Origin of the sequence: Paenibacillus sp. FA6, from assembly GCF_051550225.1 — a bacterium.
In the GTDB taxonomy this organism is placed as follows: domain Bacteria; phylum Bacillota; class Bacilli; order Paenibacillales; family Paenibacillaceae; genus Paenibacillus_AQ.
In genome coordinates, this window is record NZ_CP188820.1 from 4,861,711 (window position 1) to 4,882,576 (window position 20,866).

At 43.6% G+C, this 20,866-nt stretch carries 20 protein-coding genes; all 20 read right to left on the reverse strand.

Annotation, left to right across the window (positions count from 1 at the left end; all coding sequences use genetic code 11):
* Positions 1-290 precede the first annotated feature (290 nt).
* Positions 291-1,802, reverse strand: coding sequence for a lysine--tRNA ligase (gene lysS / locus ACP8HI_RS22095; protein ID WP_438348279.1), 1,512 nt, complete (start codon positions 1,800-1,802; stop codon positions 291-293).
* 114 nt (positions 1,803-1,916) lie between these two features.
* Positions 1,917-2,393, reverse strand: coding sequence for a transcription elongation factor GreA (gene greA / locus ACP8HI_RS22100; protein WP_438348280.1), 477 nt, complete (start codon positions 2,391-2,393; stop codon positions 1,917-1,919).
* Between the two features lie 191 nt (positions 2,394-2,584).
* A complete protein-coding gene (gene dusB, locus ACP8HI_RS22105; RefSeq protein ID WP_438348281.1) occupies positions 2,585-3,607 on the reverse strand; it encodes a tRNA dihydrouridine synthase DusB in 1,023 nt (340 codons plus the stop codon).
* Positions 3,608-3,642: 35 nt separating this feature from the next.
* Positions 3,643-3,852, reverse strand: a complete 210-nt coding sequence (locus ACP8HI_RS22110) for a helix-turn-helix domain-containing protein (protein WP_438348282.1) — start codon at positions 3,850-3,852, stop codon at positions 3,643-3,645.
* Positions 3,804-4,352 carry a 2-amino-4-hydroxy-6-hydroxymethyldihydropteridine diphosphokinase gene (gene folK, locus ACP8HI_RS22115; RefSeq protein WP_438348283.1) on the reverse strand — a complete coding sequence of 183 codons (549 nt, stop codon included), beginning with the start codon at positions 4,350-4,352 and terminating at the stop codon, positions 3,804-3,806. Before folK ends, ACP8HI_RS22110 begins: the two co-directional genes overlap by 49 nt.
* Positions 4,353-4,361: 9 nt before the next feature.
* Positions 4,362-4,724 (reverse strand): dihydroneopterin aldolase, encoded by a 363-nt coding sequence (gene folB, locus ACP8HI_RS22120; RefSeq protein ID WP_438348284.1) that lies wholly within the window; start codon positions 4,722-4,724, stop codon positions 4,362-4,364.
* 16 nt (positions 4,725-4,740) lie between these two features.
* Positions 4,741-5,595, reverse strand: coding sequence for a dihydropteroate synthase (gene folP, locus ACP8HI_RS22125; protein WP_438348285.1), 855 nt, complete (start codon positions 5,593-5,595; stop codon positions 4,741-4,743).
* Positions 5,592-6,479 carry an aminotransferase class IV gene (locus ACP8HI_RS22130; protein WP_438348286.1) on the reverse strand — a complete coding sequence of 296 codons (888 nt, stop codon included), beginning with the start codon at positions 6,477-6,479 and terminating at the stop codon, positions 5,592-5,594. The genes folP and ACP8HI_RS22130 overlap by 4 nt, the downstream gene beginning before the upstream one ends.
* Positions 6,476-7,057 carry an aminodeoxychorismate/anthranilate synthase component II gene (pabA, locus tag ACP8HI_RS22135; RefSeq protein ID WP_438348287.1) on the reverse strand — a complete coding sequence of 194 codons (582 nt, stop codon included), beginning with the start codon at positions 7,055-7,057 and terminating at the stop codon, positions 6,476-6,478. The genes ACP8HI_RS22130 and pabA overlap by 4 nt, the downstream gene beginning before the upstream one ends.
* Complete coding sequence (locus ACP8HI_RS22140; protein WP_438351943.1) at positions 7,038-8,663, reverse strand: anthranilate synthase component I family protein; 1,626 nt, start codon at positions 8,661-8,663, stop codon at positions 7,038-7,040. The genes pabA and ACP8HI_RS22140 overlap by 20 nt, the downstream gene beginning before the upstream one ends.
* Before the next feature lie 446 nt (positions 8,664-9,109).
* Entirely contained in the window at positions 9,110-10,048 is a 939-nt protein-coding gene (gene cysK / locus ACP8HI_RS22145) for a cysteine synthase A (protein WP_438348288.1), read from the reverse strand.
* 211 nt (positions 10,049-10,259) lie between these two features.
* Entirely contained in the window at positions 10,260-11,198 is a 939-nt protein-coding gene (locus ACP8HI_RS22150) for a peptidylprolyl isomerase (protein WP_438348289.1), read from the reverse strand.
* 10 nt (positions 11,199-11,208) lie between these two features.
* Entirely contained in the window at positions 11,209-12,093 is an 885-nt protein-coding gene (gene hslO, locus ACP8HI_RS22155; protein ID WP_438348290.1) for an Hsp33 family molecular chaperone HslO, read from the reverse strand.
* 44 nt (positions 12,094-12,137) lie between these two features.
* A complete protein-coding gene (locus tag ACP8HI_RS22160; RefSeq protein ID WP_438348291.1) occupies positions 12,138-12,905 on the reverse strand; it encodes a type III pantothenate kinase in 768 nt (255 codons plus the stop codon).
* On the reverse strand, positions 12,902-13,777 hold the full coding sequence (gene nadC / locus ACP8HI_RS22165) for a carboxylating nicotinate-nucleotide diphosphorylase (RefSeq protein WP_438348292.1): 876 nt from the start codon (positions 13,775-13,777) through the stop codon (positions 12,902-12,904). Before nadC ends, ACP8HI_RS22160 begins: the two co-directional genes overlap by 4 nt.
* Entirely contained in the window at positions 13,767-15,383 is a 1,617-nt protein-coding gene (gene nadB / locus ACP8HI_RS22170) for an L-aspartate oxidase (protein ID WP_438348293.1), read from the reverse strand. The genes nadC and nadB overlap by 11 nt, the downstream gene beginning before the upstream one ends.
* Positions 15,384-15,422: 39 nt before the next feature.
* On the reverse strand, positions 15,423-16,361 hold the full coding sequence (gene nadA, locus ACP8HI_RS22175; RefSeq protein ID WP_438351944.1) for a quinolinate synthase NadA: 939 nt from the start codon (positions 16,359-16,361) through the stop codon (positions 15,423-15,425).
* Between the two features lie 293 nt (positions 16,362-16,654).
* Positions 16,655-18,724: an ATP-dependent zinc metalloprotease FtsH gene (gene ftsH, locus ACP8HI_RS22180; protein WP_438348294.1), complete on the reverse strand. Its 2,070-nt coding sequence runs from the start codon at positions 18,722-18,724 to the stop codon at positions 16,655-16,657.
* Positions 18,725-18,819: 95 nt separating this feature from the next.
* Complete coding sequence (gene hpt / locus ACP8HI_RS22185; protein WP_438348295.1) at positions 18,820-19,359, reverse strand: hypoxanthine phosphoribosyltransferase; 540 nt, start codon at positions 19,357-19,359, stop codon at positions 18,820-18,822.
* A gap of 47 nt (positions 19,360-19,406) precedes the next feature.
* Complete coding sequence (gene tilS, locus ACP8HI_RS22190; protein WP_438348296.1) at positions 19,407-20,846, reverse strand: tRNA lysidine(34) synthetase TilS; 1,440 nt, start codon at positions 20,844-20,846, stop codon at positions 19,407-19,409.
* Positions 20,847-20,866 lie beyond the last annotated feature (20 nt).

The window sequence follows — 20,866 nt, forward strand, 5'->3', positions numbered from 1 at the left end:
TCAAAGATCAATTTCTCTTTCGTTAATCGCTAGTCTCTCTCGGCGACAACTTAACTATCATAACATGTCCGATTTGTTTATGCAAGCTTTATTTTCGTTTTGTTTCATTCGATTATTTGCTTGCCACTTCATTTAAATACTGCTTAAATGACCGGATTAATAATATATCATGTATATAAGCTGAAAGCAAGTCCTTTTTGAAATAACTTTTTATGAATAAAGAATACCAACCCGCCCTCCATAAGGAGAGCAAAGTCAGTGTTTGGTGCGATCGATCCATTCGTACATAATTACTGATCTTTTAAAGGACGCATATGAGGGAATAAGAGAACGTCACGAATAGAAGCTGAGTTTGTCAGAAGCATCACAAGACGATCAATCCCAATTCCAAGACCACCTGTTGGAGGCATACCATACTCTAGTGCACGAATGAAGTCATCATCCATCTCATGCGCTTCATCGTTTCCTTGTTCACGTTCCAACAATTGAGATTCGAAGCGCTGGCGCTGATCAATGGGATCATTCAATTCCGTGAATGCATTCGCATGCTCTCTTCCGACAATGAATAATTCAAAACGATCCGTAAACCGTGGATCTTCTTCATTACGTTTAGCCAGTGGTGATATCTCGACTGGATGACCCATGATGAACGTTGGCTGAATCAATGTCTCTTCAACGAACTCTTCAAAGAAGGCATTTAAGATATGACCGAACTTGCTATGCGCCTCAACAGGTACTTTATGTTCTTTTGCCAAATTACGCGCTTCTTCATCCGTCATGTGAACACTGAAATCTACACCCTTTACTTCTTTAACAGCATCTACCATAGAAACTCGACGCCAACCTGGTGTTAAATCCACTTCTTGACCTTGATAGTCAATGACCGTTGTTCCCAATACTTCCTGCGATATATGGGCAACCATACTTTCAGTTAGATTCATAATATCTTGATAATCAGCATAGGCCTCGTAAAGCTCAATCATCGTAAATTCTGGATTATGGCGTGTAGAGACTCCCTCGTTACGGTATACACGTCCAATTTCATATACCTTTTCAAATCCACCAACGATAAGACGCTTCAAATGAAGCTCTATCGCAATACGCATATACATATCCAAATCAAGCGCATTGTGATGAGTTGTAAAAGGCTTCGCAGCTGCACCCCCTGCAATGGTATGCAATGTTGGTGTTTCCACTTCCAAATATCCGAGCGAATCCAAATAACGACGCATGGATTGAATGATGCGAGAGCGCGCAATGAACGTTTGCTGTACCTCGGGGTTCATCATCAAGTCGACATAGCGTTGACGATAACGAAGCTCTACATCTTTTAGACCATGATATTTATCAGGCAATGGATATAAGGACTTAGAGAGTATTTCTACATCATCCACCTTGATCGTCGTCTCACCGGTCTTTGTTTTAAACATCTGACCAGTAACACCTATGATGTCTCCAAGATCAAACAATCGGAAAGCATTGAACTTCACTTCAGGGATCGAGTCTTGACGCACATATATTTGAATTTTCCCACTTAGATCTTGGATTTGAGCAAAAATAGCCTTACCCATGCCACGTTTAGCCATAATCCGTCCCGCTACACTAACAGCTACTGCCTTTTCTTCTAGTTCATCATTCGTGAACGGATCATATTTCGCTACTAATTCGCCAGCGTGATGCGTTCTGTTGTACTTCTTACCAAATGGATCTAATCCCATTCCACGTAGCTCGTCCAATTTGTTGCGACGAATCTGTAGCATTTCACTAAGTTCGTTCTCCTGATTTACTATTTCCTCCGACATGCAACTTCATCTCCCTCATCTTCGCTCACCATTCACTTTAATTCTTCCTATATTTCTAAAAAAAAGCTCCCCATGATAGGAAGCCTTCTCAAACAATCCTTTTTTTCGTATACCTTATTTCCTGATATCGATGATCTCATATTGCACAACACCTGCTGGAACTGTTACATCAACAACGGCACCCTTTTGTTTACCAAGAATGGCTTTACCGACTGGACTTTCGTTCGATATTTTATTGTTAAGTGGATCAGACTCAGCGGTACCCACGATTAAATACTCTAACGTGTCTCCGTATTCCAGATCTTTCACAATGACCTTAGCCCCAACACCTACAACATCCGTAGTAATGTCATCACTGTTAATGATGCGTGCGTTGCGTAGCATCTTCTCGAGAGTAATAACTCTTCCCTCAATAAAAGCCTGTTCATTCTTGGCATCCTCGTATTCCGAGTTCTCACTGATATCACCATAACCAATTGCAACTTTTATCCGTTCAGCAATCTCTCGACGTTTCACGGATTTTAGTTGTTCTAGCTCATCCTCTAGCTTCTTAAGACCTTCCTGTGTAAGAATGACTTCTTTATCGCTCATTAAACCGATTCTCCTGTCAATTAAATAATATAAAATGTTCCTTATACTTATAAGTGTTACTATATGCATAATCTGAGGACGCAGAACATCCTCTGCTGCCATGATTAAAGCTTGAGTCGAATTTATATTGCAAAAGTATATGGTAACCATTTCAAAAAGTCAATGCAGTTTCATCGATTTAGGAGTAATTATTATTGAATTGATGCTACTACCGCTGATAAACCCGCATCATTCTCATCTTGTTGATTTAGCGATGCGACATAATCCTCCAGTATTTTCACCATTTCGTCTCGTCTGGTTTCTTCCATAATCTCATCTTTAATTCGAGCCGATCCTTTTAATCCCTTTAAATACCAAGCTAAATGTTTGCGCATTTCCCGAACGGCTATATGTTCACCTCTCATAGCTATTAGTCGGTCCATATGAAGAATAGCTATTTTGATTTTCTCGTCAGCCGATGGATCTGCGACAAGCTCCCCAGTCTGCAAATACTGAATCGTACGATAGAGCATCCAAGGGTTACCAAGCGCTCCTCGACCAATCATAACGCCATCACAACCCGTCAACTCCAACATTCGACGAGCGTCTTCAGGCGTAACAATGTCTCCATTACCAATAACAGGGATGGAGACAGCTTGTTTCACATCTCTGATAATGTCCCAGTTGGCATGACCTGTGTAAAGCTGCTCCCTAGTTCTACCATGGATACTAACTCCTTTACCGCCTGCACGTTCTACAGCTTGAGCGTTCTCCACAGCAAATATATGTTCACTGTCCCAACCCGTACGCATCTTTACAGTTACAGGTTTACCTACGGCATCGACAACAGCAGCTACCATTTCGTATATTTTATTTGAATCTAGAAGCCAACGAGCTCCTGCGTCAACTTTGGTTACTTTAGGAGCTGGACAGCCCATATTAATATCAATAATATCAGCATTCGTTTCCCGGTCTACCACTTTGGCAGCTTCAACAAGCGATTCGCGATCTCCGCCAAATATTTGTAAGCTTAGCGGCTTCTCCCGTTCATCAACGAACAGCATTTCTTTCGTCCGTTTGTTACCATGGACGATAGCCTTACCACTGACCATCTCCGCGCATACCAATCCCGCGCCAAACTCCTTAGCGATCAAGCGAAAAGCAGGGTTACATACACCCGCCATAGGAGCAAGCACGACTTGGTTCTTCATTTCAATATCGCCGATCTTTAGCATGTGATGAACACCTCAAATTTTAATAGTCATACTTCTTAAGAAACAATATTCGTCAGTTCCTCGGTCGTAATCTCCAAGGAGTCTGCAATTTTATTTAAAATTTGATCTTCCACATGACGATGGCCACGCTCAATTTCACCCAAAATGACCAGAGATATTCTCATCTTAGATGCTAGTTCTTGTTGTGTGTATCCTTTTAACTTTCTGAAGGCCCGGATCCGGGTTGCCAATTGTGACTTCTCCAAAGCTGTATCCCTTCCTTTCCATCCAGTCTCTCAAGCGCTGCCTTAATTACGGTGTGCAGACCGGTGGTTTCCTTAGAAGGTGCAATATCATTCAATGGGACAAGTACGAATGCGCGTTCTTCCATCCGAGGATGAGGCAGAATGAGGTCTGGTGTAGCTTCAACCAATCCCTCCATCCATAGCAGGTCCAAATCTACGGTCCGTGGTCCCCAATGAATATGACGCACACGACCCAGTTCACGTTCAATATCTTGCATAACTTTTAGGAGCGCATGAGGATCTAGATCAGTCTCTACGGCCACGGCCATATTAAGGAAATACGGCTGATCTACATAACCTACAGGCTCCGTTTCATATAAATGCGAGCAACGAAGGACGTTAATCTGATGATGCGAGTGGAGACGCTCTACGGCTTCCATTAAGGTCCCCTCTCGGTCTCCCAGATTCGCCCCTAAAGCAATATAAGCCTCTGATGGCTCAGAGGTGAAATGTGACTTCATGATGGATTCTCACTTTCTTGTTCTGAACAGCTCCACCGTTACACCTTGAAAGTGAATGTCAAACGGAGGATGCGGTTTGGTCACTTTGACCGTCAATGCATAGATACTAGTATAAGTGTCTAATAACGAGGATGCAATAACTTCTCCTAAAGCTTCGATTAATTGAAAAGATTTATTCTCAACGATGTTTTTCACGGTTTCATGAACTTCAGCATAATTAACGGTTTTCGTTAAATCATCCTGTTCTCCCGCTTCACGGAGATCCAGCTCCAGCTCTAAATCGATGTAATAACGCTGTCCAAGCTTTCTCTCTTCTGCGAAAACACCGTGATATCCATAATACTCCATGCGATGCATAACCATTTTATCCATTTATTCTATCGCCCCTTTATTGTTGTGTATGTAGTGATCCATATAGCATGGCGTCGCACATTTGGACAGTACGTTTTATAGATGCCACATCATGTACCCTTACGATCTGGCAACCCTGCGCGATGCCGAAGGCGACCGTTGCCGCTGTCCCCTCAATAATATCATCTACAGGTAAATCTAGAGCGGTACGGATGAATTTCTTTCGAGATGTAGCAAGTAGCACTGGATATCCAAGCTCCGCTAAGGCGTCGAGTCCCATCATAACACGCATATTCTCAGTATAATCTTTGGCAAAACCAATGCCTGGGTCGATCATAATATTGTCCTTGTGTACACCTGCCTGAAGGGCTAAGAGGATACTCTCCTTCAAATCTTGAATAACATCCTCCAGCAGGTTCGTGTAATTCCGATCATGACGGTTATGCATCAGTATGATAGGAACAGCAAGTTCTGCTGCCGTCGATAACATCTGGGGATCCCCTATACCTCTCCAAATATCATTGATGATATGGGCTCCTGCTTGAATCGCTTGGCAAGCAACTTCGGCTTTATAAGTATCCACCGATAAGGGGATGTGTGGAGCTACTCGATGAATCGCTTCTATGACAGGGATAACCCGTGCTAGTTCCTCTTGCAACCCAACTTGAGTAGAACCAGGCTGAGTGGACTCCCCACCTATATCAATCAGATCGGCTCCATCCTCCATCATTTGTAGCGCATGTTGAACAGCGAGCTCTGTATCCGTATAATGTCCACCGTCAGAGAATGAATCTGGCGTAACATTTAATATACCCATCACAAGTGTAGATTGACCCAGCTTTAGTTCTGTTTCTCCGCAGGTATAGGTTCGTTCATAGATCGTTGTCTTCATAGATGGATTCCTGCTTTCTCTCGATATAATTTAAGAAGCTTCGTGGTGATCGGACCAGCTGTGCCGTTACCAATCGTAATGCAGGAGCCATCCTCCAGCAGAAGTGTCGTCACAGGCACCAGCTCTTGAATGGAGCTAGTCATCCATATCTCATCAGCATTCGTTAAATCTACCCATGAATACCAGCCTTCCTCACAATATAATCCTTGTTCCAAAGCTAGCTCTAACACAAGTTCCCTAGTAATCCCCGGCAGTATACCCGTATCCAGATGAGGGGTACAGAGAGACCCTTCTCGCACAAAAAATAAGTTACTGACGATCCCCTCAGCTACAACATCTTGTCCATTCAGCATGAGCCCTTCCGCTTGATAGCGTGTTGCCGTAGGATAGGTCATAAGCTCCCGCTTCGCTAATATATTATTCATATAATGCAGTGATTTAAGACGTACTGGACCCTCCGGTGTATTCCGACGAGTATGAAGCCTTTGCAATCCTTTTCCACGAACGTAAAGTTCTGTTGGGGTCTTGGGAAGCTCTTTCACCGTAAGTATATGATTCGGGCTATGATAGTCTTCCGCAGGCAAGCCCAGTATATCCTCGCCCGCACTGATGGTATACCGAATATAGGCCTCGTGTAATTCGTTGGCTTTCATCACATCAGCAATCCATGTAGAGGTTGCTTCTAGATCAATTTCATAAGGAATGCCAAGATAGCGACATCCCTCGGAAATTCTTTTTAAATGCCGATCTAATAAAAAGGGTTCTCGACCGTAAGTACGAAACGTCTCAAAAAGCCCCATTCCATACAGAAATCCGTGATCCATCACAGATACTCGTGCATCCCTACCCTCAACAATACCGAAATTCATTCCTATAAAGCTCATGCTTTCTTTACTGTTGACTGTTGCAGAAAATTACGAAGCATCTGAAGCCCATGGTCTGTAATGATTGATTCCGGATGGAATTGCACACCTTCGATATGATATTCCTTATGGCGCAGGCCCATAATTTCGCCCTCTGCCGTCTCCGCTGTAATCTCCAAGCAATCGGGCAAGCTCTCACGCTCCACAAGTAGTGAATGATATCTTGTAGCTATAAAAGGTGATGGTAATCCTGCAAATACGGAGGTGCCATGATGATGAATCGGTGATGTTTTGCCATGCATTAGACGTTCTGCACGTACGACTTTTCCTCCAAAGGCTTGACCTATCGCTTGATGACCTAAACACACGCCAAAAATCGGAATTATTCCTTTGAAATGTTCAATCGTCTCCAGACTAATTCCTGCCTCATTCGGTGTACATGGCCCCGGAGAGATCAAGATATGGTCTGGCGCGAGCTCTTTGATGCCTGCGATATCGATCTCATCATTGCGGTACACCTTTACTTCCTCACCTAATTCACCTAAATATTGAACCAAGTTATACGTGAAAGAGTCATAGTTATCGAGTACTAATATCATGATTGTTTCCCCCTTGTACATTGCTTACAGCTGTTTCCTCTTCACTACATAACACGGCCTTAATCATCGCTTTCGCTTTGCTATGACACTCACGATATTCACGATAAGGATCCGAGTCTACCACGATGCCTGCTCCAGCTTGAATGTATCCTTTGCCGTCTTGTACGACCAAAGTTCGTATAATAATATTTAATTCCATATTACCACTATAGTCAATCCACCCCATAGATCCCGTATATGGACCGCGACGGACAGGCTCAAGCTCTTCGATAATCTCCATCGTGCGAATTTTAGGCGCACCTGTAATGGTACCTCCCGGAAAAAGAGCCGCAATAACCTCATATGCACCTTTCCCGGACGCCAGTCTGCCCTCTACTTGGGAAACGAGATGCATCACATGAGAATAGTATTCGATCGTCATAAGCTCAGGAACATGCACCGAACCGTATGATGCTATACGCCCGATATCATTGCGTTCTAAATCAACTAACATAATATGTTCAGCACGTTCCTTCTCATTCGAGAATAGCTCCGAGGCCATAGCCGCATCTTCACTCGTTGTATTTCCTCTTCGCCTTGTTCCAGCAATGGGGCGTGCGCTCACCTTGTCCCCATCTAGCTTCACTAGCAATTCAGGAGAACCACTAACAAGGGAAAACCCTGGTGATCGAAGCAACCCCATATATGGTGAGGGATTCAATAAGCGAAGCCACTCATATATTTGCTCAGGTGAAGAGTGTAATTCCATCTCCTGCCGAAGCGAGAGATTGACTTGGAAGACATCTCCTTGCCGAATATATTCCTGAATCCGCAGCACCGCACTCTCAAATGACTCTTGCGAGAACCCTGCTGTCATATCTGGCCATAGCTTCTGAGCGGACATGCTTAGAGATTGTATCTCTTCCCGCTCCTCGAACTTCTCCAATTGTTGCAAGCGGCGATTCCGCTCTGTCTCTCCATCGGAAGCTTCATCAGAGGTTGCTCTACTAAAAGAAAGCCAACAATCCATCATTCGAGCAGCTCTTTCCTCTGCTTCCTTATACAGCGCCTCCAATACAACGCTCTTCCTATCGTTAGATCCGCTCAACTTATACATTCCCTGCTCTGAGCTAGATCGGTCTTCCTCTTCACACTTACTCAGCGGAATATGAACTGCACAGTAGACAACCTGATCTTCATGATCATAAATCCATATCTCTTCCATCCTCATCCACATATAATCAGGAACTACTGGCTCATCCTCTGCCCATGAAGGGAGCCTCTCTAAAGAACGAGCAACATCATACCCCAGAAAGCCGACACAGCCCCCTATGAAGGGCGGGCAACCCTCATGAGTCATTATAGGAGAATGATAAGGCGCCATCCATCGCTCTATAAGCTCGAGTGGATCCCCCAATACAGTCTCCTTCTCTCCAGAATAAGGATGGATGATGCTGGCTTCGTCTCCCTTGCCCGAGATGACAGATACAGGATTAAGCCCTAGATATGTATAGCGCCCACCCTTTCCACTCTCTAACACGACACTATACGGTGATGCAGACTCCCATGCGCTTGTCCATGCTGAGGGTAAGTTCTCAGACTTCATCCGCACAAGATAAGGCAGCATGCTCCACCCTTCAGTTGACCACCGCTCCCACTGCACAAGTGGAGTTAATACATTCTCAATCACCTTATCTACTCCTAAAAGTTATTTTATAGCGTTACTTCCTGATATACTTCGCAAGTAGAAACGGCTATGGCGTCCTTTTTCAAAGACGGCACCCGTTTCAGCGGAAATATAAGGAGTAGAGTATCAAGTGAAACTTATACTTTCTTATATTTTAAAATAACTCGCATCGGAAGCATAAGCTTAGTTATTTTATAGCATTATATCTTATCTCCCCATATTAACAATAGAAAACCCCTATTGCCAGTACTAGCGCAATAGGGGCATAGCTGATTCTATATGGCGAATGGTCAAGCCCTGACGCACTCGGTATGATAATCCACCACATAGAGGTTGTTCAAAAAGTCATCTTTTTGAACTCGCACATAAACAATAATTAAGTTATACTATGCTTCGAAATTGTAAAGCGGTGTGCTGAGGTAACGTTCACCATTACTAGGAATAATAACGACAATACGTTTGCCTTTGCCTAATTGTTTAGCCACTTTAAGTGCAGCAGAAACAGCAGCACCTGATGAAATACCAGACAAAATGCCTTCTTCTGTAGCTACACGACGTGCAACTTCAAAGGCCTCTTCATTCTCAACGTGAATGATCTCATCATATATATCTTGGTTCAGAATTTCAGGGATGAAGTTAGCTCCAAGTCCTTGAATCTTATGTGGTCCTGGTTTACCACCCGCCAAGATCGGCGAAGCCGCAGGTTCTACAGCATAGATCTTGATATCTGGATATTGTTTCTTCAGCACTTCACCGGCACCTGTAATTGTGCCACCCGTTCCGATTCCAGCAATAAATGCATCTAGCGTGCCCCCGATGGACTCAATCGCCTCCACAATTTCTGGACCCGTCGTTTCACGGTGAATTTTCACATTGGCTTGGTTCTTAAATTGCTCTGCCATGAAATATCCTGGGTTCTCCTTCACGATAGCTTCAGCCTTCGTAACGGCTCCATTCATACCTTCCGATCCTGGAGTTAGAATAAGCTCTGCACCGTAGGCGCGCAATAAATTACGACGCTCTATGCTCATTGTCTCAGGCATAACGATAACCGATTTATATCCTTTGGCAGCTGCAACCATAGCCAGTCCAATTCCCGTGTTACCACTCGTTGCTTCAACAATGGTACCACCTGGTTTAAGACTACCATCTTTCTCCGCTTCTTCCACAATGCTTATTGCAATGCGGTCTTTAACACTTGCACCTGGGTTCTGGTACTCCAGTTTAAGATAAATCTCTGCACTATCTTCAGATACTAAACGGTTCAAACGAACAAGCGGTGTTCCTCCAATTAATTCAGTTACATTGTTGACGACTTTTGCCATGATTAAGCCCTCCCTAGGATAATAGATAATGAATGCAATTCGTTATTAGTTCACGTTTCTTATTTAATCCGACTAAATCAGTAGGTATTTCGTACCATCATATTATCAAAAAATTTAGTCCCTTGTCAACACAGTATATAAAAAAAAGATACTTTACTGACAGTCATCATAAACCGTACGTTAAAGTATCCTTCGATCTTCCAAACGTGTTTTAAGTTGAAGGAATATATACCAGCATCCTAGCCTCATATTTCTCCCTAAGGTTATCTTCTAGCTGGATTAGGGGTATGGCATCATTTAGAGCAAGCTGTTTGCGGATAGATTCACGGATCAAACGCATGTCTTCCTGCTCTTCCACAATAATATCCGTTAATTGAATAATGACATATTCATCATCCCATTTAAACGGGCCTGCGATGTCGTCAATCTGTAGCGAATCTGCTGCACTCAGCATCTCCTGAGGTAGGAATGGATCATTCCATTCCACTGCACCGATTCTTCCACCTTTGTCACGACTACTTAAATCTATTGAATGTTCGCTTACCATCTGTGTGAAATCTGCTCCTGCATCAAGCTGATTCAATATATCTTCAGATTTCATTCGACTGGTTACTTTAATAACCGAAAGTTGAAATTGTTTACGGGCCTCGAATTGATCCTCATTCTCTACAAGATAGCGATCAATTTGCTCATCGGTAATGATTATATCTGATATAGCGATTTGCTCTAATGTTAATCTGTAGTTCATCTCTGTCTCTACATCTTGAGGTAAAAGACCCAATTGTGTCTCCATCTCGTGATAATAAGCTTCCTCAGAGTCATAACCCTTCATATCCCTCTTCAATTTTCTTGCCACTTCATCGGAGGAGATATGAATACCCCGTTCTTTAGCTTCCTCATACACCGCCTTGCGGTTCAACATATGAAGTAGCACTTCCTGTCCATGCATTCGCTTAAGTTCTTTCACCCATTCACTCTCAGAAATCGATTCTTGTTTGAAAAAGGCTACTGTATTTCTTGTCCCTTCCATTGAGGGGGTAGAGGGCTTAAGTCCGCGAAACAAAATCAAGCATCCCATGAATAGGACGCTTATCACCAAAATCACATTGACTGCCAATAGTACCCTTTCTTTTCTTTTGATCTTCATCATATGGTTATCTCTACTTCGCGGATTGTTCCATAATTTGCTGAAGTTCTACTTTATCAAAAGAGAACGCCTCATTGCAGTAATGACATACGACTTCGGCCTTACCATCTTCTTCGATAAGTTCTTCAAGTTCACTTTGCCCTAGACTAACAAGCGTGCCTTCCACGCGTTCTTTCGAGCATTGACACTGGAAGCGGAGATCCATTTCCTCCAATACTTCTGCATCAGGCAACAACCGATGAAGCATTTCTTCCAACTCCATACCTTGATCCATTAGGGAAGTGATCGGTGGAAACGCGCCAACTGCCTGCTCAATAGCAGTAATCTCATCATCACTTAGACCTGGCATGAGCTGAATGATGAATCCTCCCGCTTCCATAACCGCATTATCCGTTCCTACCAATACGCCTAAGCCTACAGCCGAAGGCGTCTGTTCTGATATCGCGAAATAATACGTGATATCTTCAGCGATCTCACCTGAAACAATCGGCGAACTACCTGTATAGAAGTCTTTTAAACCCTGATCCTTGATCACATGAACAAAACCAGTTCGTCCAACAGCGCCTGCCACATCGAGCTTACCCAGACTATTACTTGGCAGATGAACATGTGGATGTGTCACATATCCGCGGATATCCCCTACCGCATTTGCTTCCGCATGGATTTGACCAATCGGTCCATCGCCCTTAATTTGAACGTTGATCTTTTCTTTCCCTTTAAGCATCGCACCCATCATGGCGGCAGCACTCAATGTTCTCCCCATAGCAGCCGTAGCTGTAGGCCACGTATCATGTCTTTGACGAAGCTCCTCCACAAGCTTTGTGGTCCGTACCACAAAGGCGCGCACATGACCATTCATGGCTGTTCCTCGGATTAAGCGGTCTTTTCTGTTGTCCATGTCCTCACAGCCTCCTTTGTCTCTATCATGATCCTATCTTATTCTTATTGGTTTCTCTCATAAATTAAACGTAATCCTTCAAGCGTAAGCATCGATTCAACTACATCAATAGTCTTCGTCTCACTTGCAACCAACTCTGCCATTCCGCCTGTAGCAATGACTTTCAGTGTTGGTTCTCCCATCTCGATCTTTATCCGTTCAATAATACCATCCACTTGCCCGGCATATCCAAAAATAATACCTGACTGCATAGCATGTATTGTGTTACGACCAATGACCTTTTTAGGCTTCTCCAACTCAATTCGCGGTAATTTGGATGCCCGTTGATAGAGCGCTTCTGTTGCGATCCCTATACCAGGGACGATGGCCCCTCCAAGATAATTGCCTTCACGATCAATACAGTCAAACGTGGTCGCTGTCCCAAAATCAACAACAACTAGAGGTGCCTTATATTTACTCACAGCGGCAACGGCAGTAACGATACGATCCGCACCCACTTCTCTTGGGTTCTCATAACGCAAATTCAAGCCAGTCTTGATGCCTGGTCCAACTACCAGCGGTGTGATATGAATGAATTTCTGACACATATCTTCAAAGACATTGACCAGTGGTGGAACTACAGACGAAATAATGACGCCTTCAATATCATTTATAGATATATCGGACATTCGAAATAAGTTATAGATCAATACACCGAACTCATCGACTGTAGATTGGCGTGCTGTGCTTAGGCGAAAATGGTGTGCCAGTTCACGATCCTTGTAGATCCCTAGTACGATGTTAGTGTTCCCTATGTCTACTACAAGAATCATAAATCCTGAGCCTCCTTCTTAGCATTGAGGTCAAGACTAATATCTAAATTATCAAAAGAATATGTCAGTTGCCCCACCGAAATAATATCTATGCCACACGCAGCAATTCCTTGAATGGTATCTAAGGATACGTTGCCAGACGCCTCTATTTTGACATGAGGTGACTTAGATCGGATGACTTTTACAGCCTCCTTCATGAGACTGTGACTCATATTATCAAGCATAATGATATCAGCGCCGGCCGAAATTGCCTCATTCACTTGCTCTATATTCTCCGTCTCCACTTCGATGGTCATCGTATGCGGAATATGGGCACGCGCACGACTTACTGCTTGCGCAATACCACCCGCACCCTTGATATGGTTGTCTTTAATCATAACAGCATCATAGAGACCAAATCGGTGATTGGCTCCGCCACCTACCCGTACAGCATACTTCTCTAACATACGATGCCCAGGAGTCGTCTTGCGTGTATCGACTAGTCGAGTAGGCAATCCTTGAAGAGCATTAACGAAAGCTTGCGTCTTTGTAGCTACACCAGATAAACGTTGCAGTAAATTAAGAGCAAGACGTTCACCTGTCAGAATGCTATGTGTACTTCCCTCTACTTCTGCAAGTATCGTTCCTCTATTAATCCGCTCCCCTTCCTTCACATTGGACACAAAGGAAAGTGATGGATCCACAATTTTGAATACTAGTTCAGCTAACGGAATTCCTGCTACAATACCATCTGCTTTGGCATGAATAATGCCTTTAGACTCATCTCCTACAGCTATTGTTGAGAGAGAGGTAATATCGCCTGAACCTACATCTTCCCGCAACCATTGACGTATCGATTCCACTAAATCCTCATTATATCCGTTAAACATCATCGCTGAGTTCCTCCACTATCTCATGGTCACGCTGCTGTAATAGATGCTTCCGCCATAGCCGATCATCTCGTTCCGGATAATCTAACCGATAATGCGCACCACGACTCTCTTTACGTGCCAAGGCAGCCCTGGTAATAAGCAACGAACATGTCAGCATGTTTGCAAATTCGAATTCTTCTTTCTTAAATAGTGCTGATTGAAAAATAGGCATCTGTCGGCTTAGTTCTTCAATCCCCTTCGTCAACAGTTCTTCATTCCGACGAAGACCTGCATTTCGGAGCATAACCTTTTGCAGCTTCAATCGCCGCTCTACGATCGCCTGCATAGGAACGTCTACCCTTTTATAGTCTACCACGAGTGAACCTGGAGACCAATTCAGCGGTGGCAGTTCCCGTATACGATTCACAATCCTACGACCAAACACAAGGGCCTCTGACAATGAATTACTTGCCAAACGATTCGCTCCATGTACACCCGTAGAGGATGATTCACCACATGCAAACAACCGAGATATATTACTTTCACCATTCAAATCCGTCTGAACCCCACCCATCATATAATGAGCTGCGGGAGCAACTGGTATCCAATCACTCGTCATATCCAGGCCATATTGTATACAAGTCTCAACGATAGTTGGGAATCGGTGTTTAATCAACTCTGGTGTCTCATGCGTAATATCCAAATATATAAAGGTTGATTTCGTTTCTTCCATTTCGCTAACAATCGCGCGAGCTACGATGTCACGCGGGGCGAGCTCAAGCATCTCATGATATTTCTGCATAAACCGTTCACCTTTAATATTGCGCAGAACCGCACCTTCCCCACGTACGGCTTCCGATATGAGGAACCGAGGAGCACCAGGGTAACAAAGCGCCGTTGGATGAAATTGAAGAAACTCCATATCACGAATTTTAGCTCCAGCCCGGTACGCCATAGCGATCCCATCTGCTGTTGCTACCTCGGGGTTCGTCGTATACCGATACAATTGCCCGGATCCTCCAGAGCATAGAATCGTTGCATCCCCTTGAACAAAAATACGTTCCCCTCTTGGCCCTTGTACTAGCACCCCAACACATACGCCTTCATCCGTAATGAGATCTAGAACAAAGTGATTGTCCCAAACTTCAATATTATCCTTCTTAATCACTTGTTCAGATAATGCTCTAACAATCTCAAACCCCGTTGCGTCTCCATTGGCATGCAAAATACGTCTATGACTATGCGCACCTTCTTGGGTGAGTGCTAATTCCCCATTATCCTCATCAAAAGTCGTTCCTAATCGGATAAGCTCCTTAACTCCATTAGGCCCCTCATTTACAAGAATATCCACCGCGGTAGAAGAACAAAGACCAGCCCCAGCGAGCAGAGTATCCTGACGATGGTAGGCTGGTGAATCATCCTCTGAAATAACAGCGGCAATTCCACCCTGTGCATAGCGTGTGTTACTCTCCTGTAAAGCACTCTTCGTAATCATTAACACTTGTCGATCCTTAGCTACCTTAATGGCCGTGAATAATCCGGCAATGCCTGATCCAATCACGATAACATCCGTTTTTACTATAGGAAGAGTTTCTAAGTCAAAATCTACCAAATACCGTGGAATCATTACGTTGCTCACCTGTCTTAAGAGAAAGAGTAGCGCATGCTACTTAACTTGTAACATGCGCTCTAGGGAAATTCTAGCTTTATCAGCAACCGCTGGAGGTACATATATTTGTGGCTTCATCGTCTCCAAACATTTCACAAGCTTTTTAAGATTATTGACCTTCATATTAGGGCATACTAGAAACTTAGTGGCAAAGTGAAAAGTCTTATCGGGACTATCCATACGAAGCTGGTATCCAGTGCCGTCCTCGGTACCCACGATAAATTGTTTCACGTCTGATTTTTTACAATATTCTAGAATAGCCGTTGTACTTCCGATAAAATCTCCCAATTCAACCACTTCAGGGCGACATTCTGGATGAACGACAAATGGAGCATCCGGATACTTAGCCTTCATTTCATACACATCTTTGACCGTTAACATATCATGTGTATTACAATAACCTTCCCAAATAATGAGCTTCTTGTCTGTGTGTTGTTGCACATAATGACCCAAGTTCTTATCAGGAACCCAGATGATCTCATCCGAATCTACAGATTGAATAACTCTGACCGCATTCGCTGATGTACAACAAATATCCGTCTCAGCTTTGATCTCAGCAGAAGAGTTAATATAGGTAACTACCTTTGCGTTGGGATGCTGCGCCTTTAGCTTACGAAGACCATCTACATTGACCATGTCCGCCATTGGGCAGCCTGCCCGTTCATCAGGTATTAATACCGTCTTATTCGGTGCAAGGATTTTTGCGCTTTCCCCCATGAAATGAACACCACAGAACACAATCACTTCCGCATCCGTTTGAGCTGCCTTTTGAGCAAGCAGAAATGAGTCCCCTCTAAAATCAGCCACCTCTTGTATCTCATCACGTTGATAATAATGAGCTAAAATGATAGCATTACGTTCCTTCTTTAGTTGCATAAGTCTTTCGCGTAATTCCTTATTCTGTTCCGCCTTACGCTCTAATGCGAGAGCCTCCACCATCGTTTCCCCCTCTATATGTAACTGTATTCTATATGATCACCGTCGTTTGGCTTATTAACGATATTCTCTTGTCTATGATGTTATACCCAATCAACACAAGAAGCCATGGTTGTTTATCAACTAATTTACACAACGTTCATCGCTCTGTCAATCAACCCGCTAATCCACACAAGTAGAATAATAATGCGACCGTAACTTATACTCCCTCAATAATGAAAAAAAAGCCCGTATTACACGACTGTGTAATACGGGCTTCTTGATAAAAATGAACGATACGCGTAACCTACTCCTTATTTGTTCTCAGGAGGTGTTCCGCCCTCATTACCTGAATCGCTAGGATCTCCCTCAGGTGCATTAGGTGTCGATGTTGTGTTTGGAATGTCTCCTAATGGAGCAACATCATCCTCATCACGCTTAGGAAGAATACGAACCGTAACATCACCGACTGTTTCAACGGTTGGTGTACCTTCTTCCTCCGATGGAACTTCCGTCGGTACAGGTACGATCTCAGGAGTCTTATCCTCTGGAAGGAAACCATCATCAATCAGTTGCTTAATCTGATCAATCTCCAAAGTTTCTCTTTCCAATAGGGTATTGGCAATGAGATGCATTTCTTTCGTGTGCTTGATCAGCAAATCTTTACAACGTTCGTAACAATAGTTGGTGAAATTCTGCATTTCCTGATCAATTTCATAGGCAATCGAATCACTATAATTCTGCTCATGTCCAATATCTCGACCAAGGAACACTTGCCCCTGGGAAGAACCGAACTGCATAGGTCCTAGCTTTTCACTCATACCGTATTCCATGATCATGCTACGCACAATACCTGTGGCTTGTTGGAAGTCACTATAGGCACCTGTACCAATTTCTCCGATAAATACTTCTTCTGCTACCCGCCCAGCAAGGAGTCCTGTAACTCTATCCAGTAACTCATTCTTAGTCATGAGCATCCGATCTTCTTTGGGAAGCATGATAACATATCCACCTGCACGTCCGCGTGGGATAATTGTAACCTTATGCACCATATCGGCATGCTCCAAGAAATAGCCTGCAATGGTATGTCCTGCTTCATGATAGGCAACGATTCGTTTCTCGCGATCACTAATGACACGACTGCGTTTCTCCGTACCTACCATAACACGATCAATCGCTTCGTCTACTTCACTCATAGAAATATCTCGACGATTACGACGCGCCGCAATCAATGCAGCCTCGTTAAGTAAATTCTCCAAGTCTGCGCCGCTAAATCCGGTCGTACGCTTAGCAATAACATCTAATCTAACATCGTCAGTAAATGGCTTATTGCGTGCATGTACTTTCAATACAGCCTCGCGCCCCTTCACATCTGGTCGATCAACCGTAATTTGACGGTCAAAGCGTCCTGGACGTAACAATGCAGGGTCTAATATATCAGCACGGTTTGTTGCAGCAATCATAATAATACCTTCGTTACCACCAAATCCGTCCATTTCTACGAGCAATTGGTTGAGTGTCTGTTCACGCTCGTCATGTCCGCCACCAAGCCCAGCGCCACGTTGACGACCTACAGCATCAATTTCATCAATAAAAATGATACATGGTGCATTCTTCTTCGCATTCTCGAACAAATCACGAACACGGGAAGCACCTACCCCAACGAACATTTCAACAAAGTCAGAACCTGAGATACTAAAGAACGGCACTCCGGCTTCCCCTGCAACTGCACGGGCTAACAATGTCTTACCTGTACCCGGAGGACCTACTAACAGCACCCCTTTGGGAATACGCGCGCCAACAGCTGCGAATTTACGAGGATCCTTCAAGAAGTCAACAATTTCAATGAGCTCTTGTTTCTCTTCATCAGCACCTGCAACATCTTCGAATGAGACCTTCTTCTTCTCCTCGTTATATAACCGGGCTTTGCTCTTGCCAAAGTTCATGACTTTGCCGCCGCCGCCGCCCTGAGATTGATTGAAGATAAAGAAGAAGAGCACGAACATAAGAATCAAAGGAATAAACGAGGATAGTAGTGTCAGCCAAATACTCTGACCCTTCATCGGTTCCATTTGAAGACTAAAGCCATACTTCTCACTGGATTGAACAACTTCCTCCAATGCAAACTCACTGTCCGGAATATAAGTCGTGAAAGATTCAGACTTACCGGCTGCAGGCTCCTTATATTTACCAGTCACGAGATAGGCATAACCATCAAATTGAGCCTTCATTTCAGAAATATTATCTTGTTTAATCTGCTGACGTAACTCGTTATATTTAGGGGCGTCAGCAGCCTCCTGGCTATTACTGAGAAATTGAACGATGCCCACCACGACTAAAAATAGAATCAAATAAAAACCAGAATTACGGATGAACCGATTCATCCCGAACCTCCTCTCAAGACACTTAAATTATTTTACCATAACCAATCAGTCTATCTCAAATAGAGGCAAAGTTATACAAGGACTATGCCTTAGGATTACTGACTATAAATCTCCGGTTTTAGTACCCCAACATAGGGCAAGTTCCGGTATTTCTCTGCATAGTCCAAACCATATCCAACGACAAAGGCGTCAGGTAGTCTAAATCCAGTATAATCTGCTTGTAAATTTACCGTACGACCAACGGGTTTGTCAAATAGTGTAACGACACACGTTGATTTTGCATTCCGATTATTTAACAACTCAATTAAGTAACTGAGTGTAAGTCCGCTGTCGATAATATCTTCTACGATCAGCACATCCCGACCCTCTACTGAAACGTCTAGGTCCTTAATGATTTTGACTACTCCTGAAGATTGGGTGGATGCACCATAGCTCGACACCGCCATGAAATCAATTTCTAAAGGCACGGTTATTTGTTTAACCAGATCTGCCATAAAAATAAAGGCACCCTTCAAAACGCAAATCACCAGAGGATTGCGTCCTGCATATTCGGCACTTAACTTGGCTCCGAGTTCTGCAACTTTCTCCCTAATGTCTTCTTCGCTAATGAGTACTTCTAGTATATCATTCTGCAACTGACTGAACCCCCTAAGTTTAACTATAAGACTACATGCCCTTACTATTAACCCAATTCCAATGCATTTGTATCTTCCAAAGACAAATGAAGAACAGAAATGGTCTGCTGATTAATAGGCGCATGGATGGAGCGTCGTATGCCTGGTATCCAAATGATGTCGTTATTTCCATCAAGAATCATAGGTATTTGAGAGCGTATGGATGGGGGGATCTTATCATCGATGAAAATATCCTTCACCTTTTTACTACCGTTTAACCCCATCACTCTCATGGTATCGCCATCTAGCCTGCAGCGCAAAGTCAAGGGGAATACGATTTGATCTGCATCAAACACGGCTTCATGCTCACCTAGTTCTGTTCTTGACCATGACATTCCATTTCTCGGCTCTACTGACATTCTCAAGACCTTTCCAATCTCACTCACCATATGTTCTGGAACAGCTGTACTTAGTTGATATGTATAGCTTAATCGTTGCATATGTGACTTAGGCTGAAATGTAATAATATCATATTCGCGTATGCATACAAATCCCCCGCCTAGATCTCGGCTCCAAGTGGTGGAAAGATTACTCATGATCGCTTCGCGAAGGGACTCTATCTTGTTATAATCGATAAGTTCAGAGTCCACTGACATGTAATTTAATATTAGTTTAATCATCCTCCGTTGTAAAGCGACATGTATGCTCAAAAAGGAAGGTACCCCAAAGGTGAACCTTCCGTCGCTTGTCTGCACTAATTCGCGGAACACTTTCTCGGCAGCAAGCTCCATGTATTCATCCTCAGCAGTCATCATACTTGCTAATTGATTCAATGACTGTGTAATCTGCCCATTATATTGCCCTAAATGAGGTAGTATATCCAGACGGATTGCATTCCGTCTATACTTGGTTTGCAGGTTACTGTGATCAACGGCATATTGAAGTTTTTCACTTTCACAGACATCTACCAGGTCTGTTTTGTATATACGTAAAAGCGGGCGAATAAGTTCCATGTTTTTTATGATTCTTTTAAACTTCATGCCAACAAGACCAGATGGCCCGCTTCCCCGCAGTAGGTGAAGCAGCACCGTTTCTGCTTGATCGTCCGCGTGATGTGCCAGAGCGATAGATCGTGCACCATATTTCACTGCCACTTTCATTAGAAACTCATATCGCTTTTCCCTCGCTGCTTCTTGGGATCCCTTACCACTCTCTGTCATATAGGCAGGAACATCGACTGCCCCCATCACAAATGGAATACCAAGCCCTTCTGCCGTTTCCTGCACCATCACAGCTTCATCATCGGATTCCACCCGGAAGCCATGGTGAACATGGGCGCATATAAGTTTTAGGGGAGTATGCTTCTGTGATATTTCGTGCATAACATGCAAAAGAGCCACAGAATCCGGACCACCGGAGACTGCGACTATGATCGTATCATCAGGGATCCATAGACTCTGTTCTTTCGCAGTCTGAAGCACATGTTCTACTAATATGTGCATACTCATGTCCAGTTGCTCCTTTTCTG

What these genes read in the sequence shown, in the direction of transcription:
- ACP8HI_RS22160 (WP_438348291.1), bottom strand. Translation starts at nt 12,905, where the DNA reads ATGATTCTTGTAGTAGACATAGGGAACACTAACATCGTACTAGGGATC.
- lysS (WP_438348279.1), bottom strand. Translation starts at nt 1,802, where the DNA reads ATGTCGGAGGAAATAGTAAATCAGGAGAACGAACTTAGTGAAATGCTA.
- tilS (WP_438348296.1), bottom strand. Translation starts at nt 20,846, where the DNA reads ATGAGTATGCACATATTAGTAGAACATGTGCTTCAGACTGCGAAAGAA.
- ACP8HI_RS22130 (WP_438348286.1), bottom strand. Translation starts at nt 6,479, where the DNA reads ATGAGCTTTATAGGAATGAATTTCGGTATTGTTGAGGGTAGGGATGCA.
- folK (WP_438348283.1), bottom strand. Translation starts at nt 4,352, where the DNA reads ATGAAGTCACATTTCACCTCTGAGCCATCAGAGGCTTATATTGCTTTA.
- pabA (WP_438348287.1), bottom strand. Translation starts at nt 7,057, where the DNA reads ATGATATTAGTACTCGATAACTATGACTCTTTCACGTATAACTTGGTT.
- nadB (WP_438348293.1), bottom strand. Translation starts at nt 15,383, where the DNA reads ATGATTCCACGGTATTTGGTAGATTTTGACTTAGAAACTCTTCCTATA.
- ACP8HI_RS22140 (WP_438351943.1), bottom strand. Translation starts at nt 8,663, where the DNA reads ATGCTGCCTTATCTTGTGCGGATGAAGTCTGAGAACTTACCCTCAGCA.
- ACP8HI_RS22150 (WP_438348289.1), bottom strand. Translation starts at nt 11,198, where the DNA reads ATGATGAAGATCAAAAGAAAAGAAAGGGTACTATTGGCAGTCAATGTG.
- dusB (WP_438348281.1), bottom strand. Translation starts at nt 3,607, where the DNA reads ATGCTAAAGATCGGCGATATTGAAATGAAGAACCAAGTCGTGCTTGCT.
- ftsH (WP_438348294.1), bottom strand. Translation starts at nt 18,724, where the DNA reads ATGAATCGGTTCATCCGTAATTCTGGTTTTTATTTGATTCTATTTTTA.
- hslO (WP_438348290.1), bottom strand. Translation starts at nt 12,093, where the DNA reads ATGGACAACAGAAAAGACCGCTTAATCCGAGGAACAGCCATGAATGGT.
- cysK (WP_438348288.1), bottom strand. Translation starts at nt 10,048, where the DNA reads ATGGCAAAAGTCGTCAACAATGTAACTGAATTAATTGGAGGAACACCG.
- folB (WP_438348284.1), bottom strand. Translation starts at nt 4,724, where the DNA reads ATGGATAAAATGGTTATGCATCGCATGGAGTATTATGGATATCACGGT.
- greA (WP_438348280.1), bottom strand. Translation starts at nt 2,393, where the DNA reads ATGAGCGATAAAGAAGTCATTCTTACACAGGAAGGTCTTAAGAAGCTA.
- nadC (WP_438348292.1), bottom strand. Translation starts at nt 13,777, where the DNA reads ATGATGTTTAACGGATATAATGAGGATTTAGTGGAATCGATACGTCAA.
- folP (WP_438348285.1), bottom strand. Translation starts at nt 5,595, where the DNA reads ATGAAGACAACGATCTATGAACGAACCTATACCTGCGGAGAAACAGAA.